General features: G+C 58.7%; 15 protein-coding genes. 9 read left to right on the top strand and 6 right to left on the bottom strand.

Features of this window, described 5'->3' with window-relative positions:
- The first annotated feature begins 13 nt into the window (after window positions 1-13).
- The 4 genes from ASD70_RS16330 (at window position 14) to fba (ending at window position 3,159) form a co-directional block, all read left to right on the top strand.
- Window positions 14-1,177 carry a phosphoglycerate kinase gene (locus ASD70_RS16330; RefSeq protein ID WP_043046203.1) on the top strand — a complete coding sequence of 388 codons (1,164 nt, stop codon included), beginning with the start codon at window positions 14-16 and terminating at the stop codon, window positions 1,175-1,177.
- Between the two features lie 31 nt (window positions 1,178-1,208).
- Complete coding sequence (locus ASD70_RS16325; protein ID WP_046069886.1) at window positions 1,209-1,436, top strand: hypothetical protein; 228 nt, start codon at window positions 1,209-1,211, stop codon at window positions 1,434-1,436.
- A gap of 63 nt (window positions 1,437-1,499) precedes the next feature.
- On the top strand, window positions 1,500-1,832 hold the full coding sequence (locus tag ASD70_RS16320) for an MliC family protein (protein WP_056846944.1): 333 nt from the start codon (window positions 1,500-1,502) through the stop codon (window positions 1,830-1,832).
- A gap of 262 nt (window positions 1,833-2,094) precedes the next feature.
- A complete protein-coding gene (gene fba / locus ASD70_RS16315) occupies window positions 2,095-3,159 on the top strand; it encodes a class II fructose-bisphosphate aldolase (RefSeq protein WP_003177554.1) in 1,065 nt (354 codons plus the stop codon).
- Between the two features lie 153 nt (window positions 3,160-3,312).
- Here fba and ASD70_RS16310 read toward each other — a convergent pair whose 3' ends face one another.
- On the bottom strand, window positions 3,313-3,624 hold the full coding sequence (locus ASD70_RS16310; protein ID WP_056846943.1) for a hypothetical protein: 312 nt from the start codon (window positions 3,622-3,624) through the stop codon (window positions 3,313-3,315).
- Window positions 3,625-3,955: 331 nt separating this feature from the next.
- Between ASD70_RS16310 and ASD70_RS16305 the strand changes: the two genes are divergently transcribed.
- Window positions 3,956-4,411, top strand: coding sequence for a DUF3757 domain-containing protein (locus ASD70_RS16305; protein WP_056846942.1), 456 nt, complete (start codon window positions 3,956-3,958; stop codon window positions 4,409-4,411).
- Window positions 4,412-4,513: 102 nt separating this feature from the next.
- Here ASD70_RS16305 and ASD70_RS16300 read toward each other — a convergent pair whose 3' ends face one another.
- Together ASD70_RS16300 and ASD70_RS16295 are read right to left on the bottom strand one after the other, a co-directional pair.
- A complete protein-coding gene (locus ASD70_RS16300) occupies window positions 4,514-4,807 on the bottom strand; it encodes a hypothetical protein (RefSeq protein WP_046069883.1) in 294 nt (97 codons plus the stop codon).
- Window positions 4,808-5,288: 481 nt separating this feature from the next.
- Entirely contained in the window at window positions 5,289-5,954 is a 666-nt protein-coding gene (locus tag ASD70_RS16295; RefSeq protein WP_056846941.1) for a polysaccharide lyase family 7 protein, read from the bottom strand.
- Between the two features lie 310 nt (window positions 5,955-6,264).
- Here ASD70_RS16295 and ASD70_RS16290 point away from each other — a divergent pair, with 310 nt between their 5' ends.
- Genes ASD70_RS16290 through ASD70_RS16280 form a run of 3 tightly spaced genes read left to right on the top strand, consistent with a single transcriptional unit; the run spans window position 6,265 to window position 9,227 of the window.
- Window positions 6,265-8,370 carry a putative bifunctional diguanylate cyclase/phosphodiesterase gene (locus ASD70_RS16290; protein ID WP_056846940.1) on the top strand — a complete coding sequence of 702 codons (2,106 nt, stop codon included), beginning with the start codon at window positions 6,265-6,267 and terminating at the stop codon, window positions 8,368-8,370.
- 42 nt (window positions 8,371-8,412) lie between these two features.
- Window positions 8,413-8,913: a M48 metallopeptidase family protein gene (locus ASD70_RS16285; RefSeq protein WP_056846939.1), complete on the top strand. Its 501-nt coding sequence runs from the start codon at window positions 8,413-8,415 to the stop codon at window positions 8,911-8,913.
- A gap of 17 nt (window positions 8,914-8,930) precedes the next feature.
- On the top strand, window positions 8,931-9,227 hold the full coding sequence (locus ASD70_RS16280; RefSeq protein WP_056846938.1) for a winged helix-turn-helix domain-containing protein: 297 nt from the start codon (window positions 8,931-8,933) through the stop codon (window positions 9,225-9,227).
- A 30-nt stretch (window positions 9,228-9,257) separates the two neighbouring features.
- Here the strand turns inward: ASD70_RS16280 and ASD70_RS16275 are convergent, their stop codons facing one another.
- The gene (locus tag ASD70_RS16275) at window positions 9,258-9,710 is read right to left on the bottom strand and encodes a GNAT family N-acetyltransferase (RefSeq protein WP_056846937.1); all 453 of its coding nucleotides are present in this window, start codon (window positions 9,708-9,710) and stop codon (window positions 9,258-9,260) included.
- Window positions 9,711-9,908: 198 nt separating this feature from the next.
- On the opposite strand from ASD70_RS16275, the gene ASD70_RS16270 reads away from it, so the two are divergent.
- Window positions 9,909-10,646 carry a substrate-binding periplasmic protein gene (locus ASD70_RS16270; protein ID WP_046069877.1) on the top strand — a complete coding sequence of 246 codons (738 nt, stop codon included), beginning with the start codon at window positions 9,909-9,911 and terminating at the stop codon, window positions 10,644-10,646.
- Between the two features lie 22 nt (window positions 10,647-10,668).
- Here ASD70_RS16270 and yccS read toward each other — a convergent pair whose 3' ends face one another.
- On the bottom strand, window positions 10,669-12,852 hold the full coding sequence (gene yccS / locus ASD70_RS16265) for a YccS family putative transporter (RefSeq protein ID WP_056846936.1): 2,184 nt from the start codon (window positions 12,850-12,852) through the stop codon (window positions 10,669-10,671).
- 231 nt (window positions 12,853-13,083) lie between these two features.
- Window positions 13,084-14,262: an NAD(P)/FAD-dependent oxidoreductase gene (locus ASD70_RS16260; protein WP_056846935.1), complete on the bottom strand. Its 1,179-nt coding sequence runs from the start codon at window positions 14,260-14,262 to the stop codon at window positions 13,084-13,086.
- Window positions 14,263-14,281 lie beyond the last annotated feature (19 nt).

Genomic DNA, 14,281 nt, shown 5'->3' with positions numbered 1-14,281 from the left:
GGAACTGCGACCCATGACCGTGTTGAAGATGACCGACCTCGATCTGCAAGGTAAACGCGTACTGATCCGCGAAGACCTCAACGTCCCAGTCAAGGACGGTGTTGTCACCAGCGATGCGCGAATCCTGGCCTCGCTGCCGACCATCAAGCTGGCCCTGGAAAAAGGCGCGGCCGTGATGGTCTGCTCCCACTTGGGTCGCCCGACCGAAGGTGAGTTTTCTGCCGAAAACAGCCTCAAGCCGGTAGCTGAATACCTGAGCAAGGCCCTGGGCCGTGACGTGCCGTTGGTGGCTGACTACCTGGGCGGTGTTGACGTTAAGCCTGGCGACATCGTGCTGTTCGAAAACGTGCGCTTCAACAAGGGCGAGAAAAAGAACAGCGACGAACTGGCCCAGCAATACGCGGCGCTGTGCGACGTGTTTGTGATGGACGCTTTCGGCACTGCGCACCGCGCCGAAGGTTCGACCCACGGTGTGGCCAAGTTCGCCAAGGTTGCCGCTGCCGGCCCATTGCTGGCCGCTGAATTGGATGCATTGGGCAAGGCCCTGGGCGCTCCGGCCCAGCCGATGGCCGCCATCGTCGCCGGCTCCAAGGTTTCCACCAAGCTGGATGTACTTAATAGCCTCAGCCAGATCTGCAACCAGTTGATCGTCGGCGGCGGCATCGCCAACACCTTCCTGGCCGCAGCCGGCCATCCGGTGGGCAAGTCCCTGTACGAGCCGGACCTGCTGGATACCGCCCGCGCCATTGCCGCCAAAGTCAGCGTGCCATTGCCGGTGGACGTGGTCGTTGCCAAAGAGTTCGCTGAAAGCGCCGAAGCCACCGTCAAGCTCATCGCTGACGTGGCCGCTGACGACATGATCCTGGATATCGGCCCGCAAACTGCGGCCAACTTCGCCGAACTGCTCAAGGCATCCCAGACTATCCTGTGGAATGGCCCGGTGGGCGTGTTCGAGTTCGACCAGTTCGGCAACGGCACCAAAGTGCTGGCCAAGGCGATCGCTGAAAGCTCGGCTTTCTCCATTGCCGGCGGTGGCGACACCCTGGCGGCCATTGATAAATATGGCGTTGCTGATCAGATCTCCTACATTTCTACCGGTGGCGGCGCCTTCCTCGAGTTCGTCGAGGGCAAAGTACTGCCAGCCGTAGAAGTGCTGGAAACCCGAGCCAAGGGCTAAGGCTCGCGTGATCAGGAAAAGGAGTGTTCCCATGATCAAGTCGTTGGCACTGGTAATCGCAGCGGGCCTGCTGGCCGGCTGCGGCAGCACGCCAAGTGCGGCGCCCGAGGCGGATAACGCCAAGGCACCGCTGAAAAAAAGCTGTTACCAGGCTGACTGGCAAGCCGAGACCATGCCGGTGATCAACAAGCGCATCGGCAACGAACGGCTGGAGAAATACGACTCCGCGCCCAACGGTCAGGAACAGGGTTGCCCATGACGGGTCTGATCCACTAACCGACAGCAAAGGCGGCCTTCCGGGGTCGCCGTTCGAGGATTGGCAATGAAAGGCGTTTTCGCCCTGGCAGCCGTGGCCCTGTTGGCTGGCTGCAGCAGCATGAACATGTTTAACAAGGCAGAGCCTGCCGATAAGTGGACCACCTGGACCTGCGACAGCAAGGCCGAGGTCAATTGGCGCTTTGCCAATCAGGACCGCAGCCAGGTGGATGTACGCCTGGGTGGTTCGGACCAGGTTTACCGTCTCAAGCAAGAGATTGCCGCTTCGGGCGTGTTGTACAGCGACGGCCAGTTGGCGTTTCACACCAAAGGTGAGGAAGGCCTGGTTTACTGGGTGGCCACCGATGATTTGATCGGGCGCGGCTGCAAAGCTCAGTGAAATTTTGACTGTAATGAGATCCAAATGTGGGAGGGGGCTTGCCCCCGATAGCGGTCTGCCGGACACCCATGTGCTGGCTGACACACTGCAATCGGGAGCAAGCCCCCTCCCACAGTAAATCCGGTTCCAAAGTGAGAGCCGGTTACTGCAATAACGATTCAGCAGCTCAAGCTTAACCCCTTGATCTGCAATAACTTGAATAGCAGCCGCCGCTACGGCAGGCTTGCACGATTAACGACCCTCGACCGGGAGAGACAACACAATGGCACTTATCAGCATGCGTCAAATGCTGGACCACGCAGCCGAGTTTGGCTACGGCGTCCCAGCCTTTAACGTCAACAACCTTGAGCAGATGCGCGCCATCATGGAAGCCGCTGACAAGACCGACTCCCCAGTGATCGTCCAGGCTTCGGCCGGTGCGCGCAAATACGCCGGCGCCCCATTCCTGCGCCACCTGATCCTCGCCGCCATCGAAGAATTCCCGCACATCCCGGTGTGCATGCACCAGGACCACGGCACCAGCCCTGACGTGTGCCAGCGCTCCATCCAGCTGGGCTTCAGCTCGGTAATGATGGACGGCTCCCTCGGCGAAGACGGCAAGACCCCAACCGACTACGAATACAACGTACGCGTCACCCAGCAAACCGTCGCCATGGCCCACGCCTGCGGCGTATCGGTTGAAGGCGAACTGGGTTGCCTGGGTTCGTTGGAAACCGGCATGGCCGGTGAAGAAGACGGCATCGGCGCCGAGGGCGTGCTGGATCACAGCCAGATGCTGACCGACCCGGAAGAAGCCGCGGACTTCGTCAAGAAGACCCAAGTTGACGCCCTGGCCATCGCCATCGGCACCAGCCACGGCGCCTACAAGTTCACCAAGCCACCCACCGGCGACGTACTGGCCATCGACCGCATCAAGGAAATCCACAAGCGCATCCCCAACACCCACCTGGTGATGCACGGTTCTTCCTCGGTACCGCAAGAGTGGCTGGCGATCATCAACCAGTACGGCGGCGACATCAAAGAAACCTACGGCGTACCGGTTGAAGAAATCGTTGAAGGCATCAAGTACGGCGTGCGCAAGGTCAACATCGATACTGACCTGCGTCTGGCGTCCACGGGTGCGATGCGTCGCCTGATGGCCACCAACCCGAGCGAGTTCGACCCACGTAAGTTCTTCGGTGCGACTGTGACGGCGATGCGTGATGTGTGTATCGCGCGTTACGAAGCTTTCGGTACTGCCGGCAATGCTTCGAAGATCAAGCCGATCTCGTTGGAAGCGATGTACCAGCGTTATTTGAAGGGTGAGTTGAACGCTAAGGTGAACTGAGCCTTCGACGTTAATAAAAGAACCCACAGTGTGTGGGTTCTTTTTTTGGTTTCGTTAAAAAGCTATAGCCTTTTAACTTATTACGCTGGTTTGCCTGGAAAGAATCATGTCGTGTGCATGAGGAAAGTCTAATAACGACTGTTTAATCAATTGTTACTGTCGGCCTAGTCCGAAGCCCTGATATGTCCAAACTCCATCTGGGCCTGTAAAGTTACGTCCACCATTTAACGTTATAAAGTCTGAAGTATTGAAGGTCCAGCTTTCAGAGCTTTTTCCGATTATACCTGTCAACATAATAGTCGTGGTGGTTGCTCCGATGGTTTGATGGCCCGTGAGTTTGCCGCTCTGTCCGCTCACGTCAGCAGTGGCTTTCACTGCACCGCCGATGTCGTCACTTTCGGTAACGTGTAGGTAAATGTTGGCGCCGCCGTAAGCGCCATAGTAGTTTCCAACGAGTCGACCCATGATGACATTCCTTTTCATTCGATTAAAGTTTAGTTTGTGTTTTGTCTCTTCAGTGAGACGTGAGAAATACTAAGAGATTTGCTGAGGGGCGTGACCTGTCACAGATGACAGTTTTCTATAACGTTTGGCTATTAGCTATATGGCTTGAACTGATTAAGGGCAGCGGACTTATTTAGCCAAGGGACAGGTTCTCCTAAGCTACGCCTTTTTGAAGTTATTAATATTCCATCGCTTATTTCGAATTTCAATTTAAAACTGTCAAAGTTGACAGTATCGTTCGCCGTTAATTTCCGCACACTGGGGCAGTAAATCAACCAGGGAAGAATACGCTATGAACTATTCGCATCTTTTGAAGTGCCTTCCAAGCATCACTGTGGTCAGCGCATTGGCGCTGACGGGGAATGCCTATGCCGCGCCCCTAACGTGCCCGGATGTCTCAACTATCAAGGCGGTGAGCATTCAATTTTCAGATGGCGAGCAGGAATGGAATGGCGAGCAGCTCATTGAAGATAGCTCGATGGCTGCGGAATTTGAGTTTTTAGGCGCGGCGATCAAGCAGGGCGCAGACAGCGAAACGAAGTTGCCTTATAGCTATGTGATCTGCAATTACGGAGGCAAAGGCAAGGATGACTATTTAAGGCTGTCCAAGCGATTTACCTTACCTCCAGTGGCTAAAGGCAACGCTTGGAGTGAGGAAAAGGAATGTAAAAATGGCAATGTCACAAACTGTACTTTTGAGCTGGTGAATTCAAAAGGTCCGGCGAAATTTACATTGCCTTCTCAGTAGCTAGGCGAAGCTATCGCGGGATAAGGACGGGCCCGCGAGAGGATTATTTAAATCTGATCTATGAAAAACCCGCAGACATGCGGGTTTTTTGCCGTAGTTTGATTAGACGGCGCTGGGCGTATCGAACCCTCGATGCTCAATCACTCGAAACACATCGCTCACGTCCTGAACCAGTATGCGTGCAGTGTTGGCGATGTTGTTCAGGTCGCGCTCAGCGAAGTCCGGCAGGCTGGAACAGGCCATCAGGTTGAGATGTTCAAGGGCCGCGTTGAGGCGTTCGCGCAGGCAGGCGTGGAGGTCGAGCAGTGGGGCGTCGCTGTCGATCAGGAGCACGGGGTAGTCTGTGGCGGTTTCGGTGCAGGGGGTGAAGCGGCGGGGTGGTAGTTGTTGGGTCATGGTGAATCCTTAACTCGAAAGAAGATTGACCACCGTTTGCTGCGAAACAAATTAGGTGGCAGCTGTACGCGGGTTCGCAGACCGAGGAGTTAAGACCCGGCAGACCCGAAGGTCTCCCACGCACAGCCGCCATAACAAAGACGGCCATCGGCAAGAATACCGGGACTGTTTTGACGGGTGCGGTTTAACTCTGTAGGGCTGCGAAACCCTATCGCTGTTCAGCCAGCGACGGGGCGAACTATAAGCGGCGAATTGACTGGCCGCAACGGTGCTGTAGGACTAGCACCGGACTCTCAGGCCAAGCGCGGCAAGTGTGGGAGGGGGCTTGCTCCCGATTGCGGTGGGTCAGTCACAGCTATTGGAACTGATACACCGCTATCGGGAGCAAGCCCCCTCCCACAGGGGATTTAATCGTCTGGATCTATCGGGGAATGATCCTTGTGCTTATCGGACATTACCTACTCGAAATAGGGCAATCCGCTTACTCATGATCAATATCCAACTTCGCAAACGTCACCCTCGCGCCTTCCTTACTGTCCCCGCTGTTGTCCTGCACATACACCCCCGCCTTGAAGTACAGCGGCTTGTCGCCCCAGGCCGCGCCTATGCGTTCATTCCACTCGCTGTCGGCGGCAAACACGCTGAGCAGCCCGGCTTTGTTGAGGTTGATCACGTAGGTGAAGCTCTTTTCCAGGGGCACATTGGAGGCGACGATGATCACCCGGCTTTCTGCTTCATCCGGGCGCATGCGCACCTTGGCGACGATGTTGCCGGTCTGGGTTTTTTCCTTGAACTGGTACTCCAGCTTGATCAGCGGCTTTTGGCTGTCATAGGCGTGGATCTGGCCGATCACGATTTTGCCGGAGGAGGGCACCTGGTTGACCGCCAGGGTGGCGCGCAGAAAGTTGTCGGCCTCGGGGTAGGTCCAGTTGCGCAGGCGGCCGTCGGCGTAGGTTTCGCGCAGTTCGCTGCGCGGGTAGATGGCGTTTTCGGAGCGGGTGCCGGTAACGGGGGTCCAGAACTGCACGTCGCTGCCTTCGGCCTGGAAGTATTGATCGTTGAAGCCGCTCAGTAGCCTCGGGGTGTCGATGGTCGTGGGCGGGGAGCCGACCGGAATGCTCAGGTTCCAGGTGGAAAGGTCGATCATGGTGTTGGCCTTTTACAGAGGGTGAAAGCGTTGGCCCGCAGGCCTTACCGGTTCTTTATAGGCGCTGCTCGTACGATTGTTAAACAATAGCTGGCAATTTATTGGCGTCAGAGGAATGCCAAAAAGCCATGTTGCCCATGAATCGCGGGCTACAGGGCCTTACCGTTAGTCGGCTTCCTTGGCTTTGGTGCAATGAGGGCATCGGCGTCACTTCTGCTTTTTTGGAACCGGGGCTAGAGTGAGCCCTCAGTGTTTATCCGGCCTTTGTATCAGAAGTGACCGGTGCAGCTCCCTAAGGAAGAGACGTAGCATGGATGGCGCTCCACAACCCGGCGATGCAAGTTCGGTTCTCCTGGTGGTCGATGACTACCCGGAAAACCTCGTCAGCATGCGTGCGCTGTTGCAACGTGAAGACTGGCAGGTGATTACCGCCACGTCCGGCCTGGAAGCCTTGGAGTTGCTGCTGGCCCACGATGTCGACCTGGTGCTGCTGGACGTACGCATGCCCGGTATGGACGGCTTCGAGGTGGCGCGCCTGATGCGTGGCAGCCAACGTACGCGCATGACGCCGATTATCTTTCTGACAGCCACCGCCCAGTCCCCCGCGTCAGTGCTTGAAGGCTATGCCAGCGGGGCGATCGACTATCTGTTCAAACCGTTTGACCCGCATATCCTCAAGCCCAAGGTGCAGGCGTTGCTTGAGCATCAGCGCAACCGCCGTGCCTTGCAGTGCCTGAGCCATGACCTGGAGCTGGCCCGGGCCTTTAATGCCTCGATACTGGATAACGCTGCCGAGGGCATCCTGGTGGTGGGCGAAGGCAGTGTGATCGAGTACGCCAACCCGGCTATCTCGCGTTTGCTGAACGCCACGATGGCTGAGCTGCAGGGCGAAAGTTTCCTGAGTTTCCTGCAAAAACCCCATGTGCCCGCCTGGTTGGGCTTCCCAATGTACGAGGCGTATCGCAGGGGCGAGACGTGGCGCCAGCATGACGCCATTTTGCGCACCGGGCGTGGCCAGCAGGTGCCGGTGGCATTGTCCTGTGCGCCATTGCCTGCCGAGCAGAAGGCTATGGTCGTAACGGTGCTGGACATGTCCGAAGTGCGCCATCTTCATCAGCAACTGGAATTCCAGGCCGTGACCGATCCGTTGACCGGGCTGCTCAATCGTCGTGGATTCCATCAGGCGGTAGAGAACACCTTGTTGCGCAACGAACGCAACGAGCAGGCGCTGGTGTTGTTGTACCTGGACCTGGATGGCTTCAAGCGGGTCAACGATACGCTGGGCCACGACGCTGGCGACCGAGTGCTGCGCTGGGTGTCGGAACAGATGCAGGCCTGTCTGCGCTCCTACGACATTCTCGGGCGCATGGGCGGGGACGAGTTCACCGCGTTGCTTGAGCTGGAATTTCCCGAACAGGCGGCGAAGATCGCGGAAAAGCTCATCGAGCGGGTGTCTGTGTGCCAGCAGGTCGACGGTTTGGAGGTAATGCTCGGGGTCAGTATCGGGATTGCGACGTTCCCGGATTGTGGCTCGGACCTGAACGGCCTGTTGCGAGCGGCGGACATTGCGATGTACGAAGCCAAGCGGGCCGGCCGTCAGCAGTATCGTTACTACGACCAGGAAATGAACGGCCGTGCCCGTTCGCGGCTGATGCTTGAAGACAGCGTGCGCACCGCCATTCAAAACAAGGATTTCACCCTGGTGTACCAGCCGCAGGTTTGTATCGTGGATGGACGTTTGCGCGGCGTCGAGGCGTTGTTGCGCTGGCAGCATCCGAGCGTCGGCGATGTACCGCCGGGTTTGTTCTTGCCGCTGCTGGAAGAGGCGCGGTTGATCAGCCAGTTGAGCGCCTGGATCTACCAGCAAGTCGCTGCCCAGCGCCAGGCCTGGCAGGGCGTCTTCGACCCTGAGCTGGTGCTGAGCGTGAGCCTGAGCAGCAGCCAGTTCAATATGCCCAACCTGGCCAGCCAACTGCAGCAGATCCTGGAGCGATATGGGCTGCAGGGGCGGCAACTGGAGGTGGAAATCGGCGAGAACTGCCTGATGAGTAACCTGGAGGAGTCTACCAAACAGCTGCAACTACTGCGCCGGATTGGGGTGCGTATTGCCCTGGATGACTTTGGTTCAGGTCACTGTTCATTGGCCCATTTGCGGGACTTGCAGTTCGACACGCTCAAGCTTGACCCGCAACTGGTGGCGCGCCTGCCCGGTTCGACACGGGATGCGGCGATGGCACGCAGCATCATCCAGTTGTGTGGGCATTTTGATGTGCTGGTGATTGCCGAGGGGGTGCAGACCCTTGAGCAAATCCAGTGGCTCAGAGCCAATGGTTGCACGCATATCCAGGGGCCGTGGGCGGCGGCGCCATTGATGGCCGAGGACGTTGCCGGTTGGTCGTACCCTCATTTGCCTTGAATTGGCTACACTGGCGCCCGTCCGAATTGCGTTGCAGACCCCATGACCGCGTTGAAATACCTCCAGGCCTATCCCGCTGCGCTCCAGGAGCAGGTGCGCCAACTGATTGCCAAAGACCAGTTGGGCGCCTACCTGGAACAGCGTTACCCCGAACGCCACGCCGTGCAGAGCGACAAGGCCCTGTACGCCTATGCCCTGGCCTTGAAGCAGGAGCACCTGCGCAACGCACCCGCTATTGATAAAGTGCTGTTCGACAACCGGCTGGACCTGACTCATCGCGCCCTGGGTTTGCACACTACGATTTCGCGGGTGCAGGGCGGTAATCTCAAATCCAAGAAGGAGATTCGCATCGCTTCGCTGTTCAAGGAGGCGGCGCCGCAGTTTCTGCGCATGATCGTGGTGCATGAGCTGGCCCACTTCAAGGAGTCGGACCACAACAAGGCGTTCTACAAACTCTGCGAATACATGCTGCCGGGCTACCATCAGGTGGAATTCGACCTGCGTGTGTACCTCACCTGGCGCGATTTGCAGGGTAAGCCCTAACCATAAGGCGACTGACCATGGATGTGAGCAAGACCAAAAGCAGCTTCTACCGCCGCCTTTACGTGGCGTACCTGATCGACAGCCAGTCGGCCAGCAGTGTGCCGGCGCTTACCGAAGCCACCGGCATGCCCCGGCGTACGGCCCAGGACACGATTGCGGCATTGGCGGACCTGGATATCGTCTGCGAGTTTGAGCAGCAAGAGGGAGCGCGCAACCACGCGGGGAATTATCGAATTCGTGAGTGGGGCGCGATTGATCGGCGGTGGATCGAGGCCAATCTTGCGGCGATCAAGCAAGTGCTGGGTTATCCCTGAGGCAGGGGGGGCTTGCCCCCGATGAGGCCCTCAAGCCCGCCGCATACCGATATGTGGAATATCGTCTTCCAGGTATTCCTCGCCCGCCACCACAAACCCATACCGTCCGTAATAGCTCTGCAAATGTGCCTGCGCCGACAGGTAAACCGGTGTTTGCGGCCAGATATCCTCAACGCGCTTGAGCGCCTCTTCCATCATTTGATGCCCCAGCCCGCTGCCCCGTGCCACCTTTGCTACGATAACGCGGCCAATCACCACATCGCCGCCCTGGGACTCCGGGTCGAGTAACCGCAGGTAGGCCACCAGCTCATCATTTTGCCAGGCCATGAGGTGATGAGTATCCCCTGCCAGGTCCTGGCTATCTATGTCCTGGTAGACGCATTTTTGTTCGACGACGAAGACCTCGCTGCGCAGGCGCAAGATGGCGTACAGCTGTTCCTTGCCCAAGTCGTCGTGATGTTTGCAGACCCAATCAACCGTCATGATGTGCGCTCTTATAAAGACCTGCCAGGGATAGTAAGCGCGACGGGCGCTGCTGTCTAAAATCGGCCATTTTGTGAATGGCGTCAATTTGCCATCATTCTGTGCATGCGCCGCGGGCTTCTTTGTGTAATCTGCAATGCAAGCTCATTGATGAGCTACTGTTATCAGGCCATCGCCTGCCCGCCAAGGACTTTAAGCATGCCGCGATTGACTCGTGCCGTTGCTTTGATCGCAGTGCTGCTGCTGGCGCAACCGGCGCTGGCACAACGTTTGCGCCTGGTGGCGGATGGTTGGCCACCGTTTACTGATGCCACCTTGGTCAATGGCGGCCTGGCTACTGATATCGTCCGTACGGCCCTGGCCCGCGCAGGGTACGCCAGTGATTTTGAACAGGTGCCCTGGGCGCGCGCATTGAAGGGCGTGGGGGATGGGCGCTACGACGTGCTGATCAACGCCTGGTATAACGAGGACCGCACGCACCTGGGGCAGTTTTCCGGCGAGTACTTGCTTAACCGTGTGCGCTTTCTCAAGCGTAGCGACGATGCCATCGAATATCACAGCCTGGACGCACTGCACGACGAGGCCATCGCCGTGGTGCGCGGTTATGCCTACTCGGCGGCATTCGATCAAGACACCCAGTTGCAGAAAGTGCCAGTGCACAACTTCGCCATGGCCGTGCGCATGCTGGCGGCGCAGCGTGTGCGACTGACGCTGGAGGATGAATACGTAGCGCGCTATTACCTGGCGCGGGAGTCGCCGCGGGTGCGCGATGCCGTGGTGTTTGTGGGCAAGCCATTGAGCGAGAACAGCCTGCACATCCTGGTCAGCCTGAAGAACCCCGAGCATGCGCAGATCGTCGCCGGTTTTGACCGGGAGATTGCCAGGATGAAGGCTGATGGCAGTTATGCGCGGTTGATGAAGGCGCATGGGATGTAGCGTTCTTGCTCCCGTTAGCGGCCTAAGCCGCGCTGGTATCTTTGATCAAATGCGCAGCCAAGGTACGCAACGGCCCCAACTGCCGGCAAATCAACGCCAACTGCGTCTGCACCAACCGTTGCCCTTCGTCGATCTCATCGGGCATTTGCTCCAGCTCTGCCGCCAACGCTTCTTCGGCATCACTCTGAATCGCAATCGGTTGTTTATTCGCCAGCCCACTGGCGATTTCATCGATGCTCAATGCCAGGGCGTGCCCGGCGCCGTCGATCAAATGCTCGCGCACATCGGCCGGCAGTTGGGTTTCGCGGTGCGCACCCAGCCCTGACAAATAGCTGAGCAGGGTGTGGGACAGCACCAGGAAGCGAAAGCCCACATCGGCTTCCTTACGGAAGTGTCCCGGCTCCATCAGCATATTCGCCAGGGTGGTGGACAGTGCGGCATCGGCGTTGTGGGCGTTGCGGCGGGCCAGGCGGTAGGCCAGGTCGTCGCGTTTGCCGGCGGCGTATTGCTGCATGATCTGGCGCAGGTAGATGCTGTTGCAGGTCAGGGTATTGGCCAGCACTTTGTTCAGGCGCCGGCCTTGCCAGTCCGGCAGGAACAGGAATACCGCCAGCCCCGCGATCAGGCTGCCGAGCAAGGTATCGAACAGCCGCGGCAGGAACAGCCCGTAGCCATCGCCCACCTGGTTGAAGCAGAACAGCACCATCAGGGTGATCGCCGCCGTGGCCAGGGTGTAGCGCGTGGTGCGGTTGATAAAGAACACCAGGCCCGCGGCGATGGCGAACATTGATTGCACCACGGGGTTGGGAAACAGGTCGAATAGCGCCCAGGCCACGGTGAGGCCGATGGCGGTACCGATGATGCGCTGGCCGAGCTTGCGCCGCGTAGCACCGTAGCTGGGCTGGCAGACAAACAGGGTGGTGAGGATGATCCAGTAACCCTGGGACGCGTGGATCGCATGTAGGGTGCCGTAGCCGATGGTCAGCGCCAGGGACAGGCGCAGGGCATGGCGAAACAGCAGCGAGGTGGGGGTCAGTTGGGTGCGCAGGCGCGTCCACATTTCCTTGAGGTTGCGCGGGGCGCGGTCCAGCAGGTTGCTGTCGGTGGCGTCGGCCAGGGCGTCGGGGTTGCTGGCATCGCCCAGCAGGCGGTCGAGGGTGGACAGGTTGGCCGCCAAGGCGCGCAACGAGCGCAACAGGCCACGCCAGGCCGGGTTGCTCTGGATGCGCAGGTGTTCCAGGGAGGCGTTGAGGTCGCCCAGGGCTTCGGCGAAGCTGTCGTCATAGATGAATGGCTGGCGCAGTTGGATCGACTCGGCCAGGGTCTGGCACGCCTTGCCTTGCTGGCGCAGCAGGCGCTGGCAGCGGAACAGCACATCGCTGTGGAAGAAGGCTTCGGTGAGGGCGTTGTAGGGGTAGTGGGAGGAACTGGCGCGCTCGTGGATGTCCTGGGCCAGGAAGTAGAGTTTCAGGTAGCGGCTGACCTTCGAGCCCGGCCGACCGTTGCCGACGCGGTGCAGGATGATTTCCTTGGCCGCATTCAATGCCGCGACCACCCGGCCATTTTGCTGGGCCAGTTCGAGGCGGCGTGCTTCCACATCCAGCTGGCGTATCGGTTCGAATAAGGATGACTTGAGCTTGAGGTAACGCCCCAGCTCACGGAACAATCGCGCCAGGCTTTGCTGCACCGGTTGGTTGGAAAACAGTACCTGCCACAGCACCGACAGCACCCCGTACCAGGCGGCGCCGGCCACCAGCAGCAACGGTTCATGCCAGAAGTCGGTGACGGCGCCGCCACGCTGGTCAACGCCGATCATGGTGTAGACCGACAGGATCAAGGTGGCCGAGGCAATCGCGCCATAGCGCTCACCCAACGCGCCGAGCATGGTCAGGCAGAAACTGGCCAGGGCCAGGGCCAGGGCAAAGATCCACGGGTAGGGGAACAGCAACTCCACCGACAGCGCAGCGATGCTGAAACACACCAGCGTCACCGCCAGGGCGTTGAGACGGCCTTGCCAACTGTCATCGGTCTCGGCCAGGGCGCTGGCGATAATCCCCAGGAACAGCGGGATCAGCAGCGTCATTTCATCCTGGTACCAACACAGCGCCATGCTGCCGGTGAGGGCGATGAACACCCGTACGCTGTAGCTGAATTTATCCAGCGCCCACAGGCGCCGCATGGACTGCTTGAACGAGGTCGATGACATGAAGTCTGGAGTCTTCCGGGACAGTGTCGCTAAATTGAGCTATCAAGGACGCCACGGCAAGGGTGGTGATCACATCCAACAGCAAATTTTTCAAGATCACTACAAAACCAATGTGGGAGGGGCGGTGCGACGATTCGACTTGCCCCCGATAGCATTGTGTCAGCCAGCTCATCAGGTGACTGATACACCGCCATCGGGGGCAAGCCCCCTCCCACATTTTACTGTGTTGCGTTAGGCATATTGCGCGGCTGCGTAGCCCGAAGCCCAGGCCCACTGGAAGTTGAACCCGCCCAAGTGACCGGTCACATCCAGCACTTCGCCGATGAAGTACAGGCCAGGGCTTTTCAGTGATTCCATGGTCTTGGACGACACTTCCCGCGTATCCACTCCACCTAAGGTTACCTCGGCAGTGCGATAGCCCTCGGTACCGGCCGGTACGAGTTGCCAGCTCCCAAGCTTTTGCGCGATATCGGCAATTTCAGCATGGGTGTACTGCTTCATCGGTTTGGATTCGAACCAGCTCTGGGCCAGCAGGTTGGCCATCTTCTTGGTGAAAATTTCCCCCAGCAGGGTCTTTAGCTCGCTGTTGGGATGCTCGGCCTGTTGCTGTTGCAGCCAGTCATGGGCGTCATGATCGGGCAACAGGTTGATCTCCAGTGTGTCGCCGGATTCCCAGTAAGACGAGATCTGCAAAATCGCCGGCCCGCTCAGGCCGCGATGGGTGAACAGCATGTTCTCGCGAAAGCTCTGGCCGTTGCAGCTGACCAGGCAATCCACCGAGGTGCCGGACAACTCGCTGCACAACTCCTTGAGCTGGTCGGTGATGGTGAACGGCACCAGCCCGGCGCGGGTCGGCAACAGTTCATGGCCGAATTGCCTGGCCACTTGGTAACCGAAACCGGTGGCGCCCAGTGTCGGGATCGACAAGCCGCCGGTAGCAATGACCAACGACTCGCAGCGCAACTCGCCCAGAGTCGTCTGCAACTGATAACCGCTTTCGAGTTTGGCGATTGCCTCGATGGAGGTGTCCAGGTGCAGGCTCACGCCGGTCTGGATGCACTCATCGAGCAACATGCCGAGGATGTCGCTGGACTTGTTGTCGCAGAACAGCTGGCCGAGTTTCTTCTCGTGGTAGGGCACGCCGTGCTTGGCGACCAGCGCGATAAAATCCCACTGGGTATAGCGCGCCAGGGCCGACTTGCAGAAGTGTGCATTGTGCGAAAGGAAGTTGGCCGGCTCGGTGTACATATTGGTGAAATTGCAGCGGCCACCACCGGACATCAGGATCTTCTTGCCGGCTTTGTTGGCGTGGTCGATTAGCATCACCTTGCGCCCGCGCCCGGCGGCGGTCAGTGCGCACATCAAGCCTGCGGCGCCGGCGCCAATGATCACAACTTCGGTCGAGCGCAAGACGGTGTCCTCATACAAA

It is taken from the genome of Pseudomonas sp. Root569 (genome assembly GCF_001427465.1).
In the GTDB taxonomy this organism is placed as follows: Bacteria; Pseudomonadota; Gammaproteobacteria; order Pseudomonadales; family Pseudomonadaceae; genus Aquipseudomonas; species Aquipseudomonas synxantha.
The sequence above is the reverse complement of the archived record's forward strand: the minus strand, read 5'-3'. Positions and strand labels throughout refer to the sequence as shown.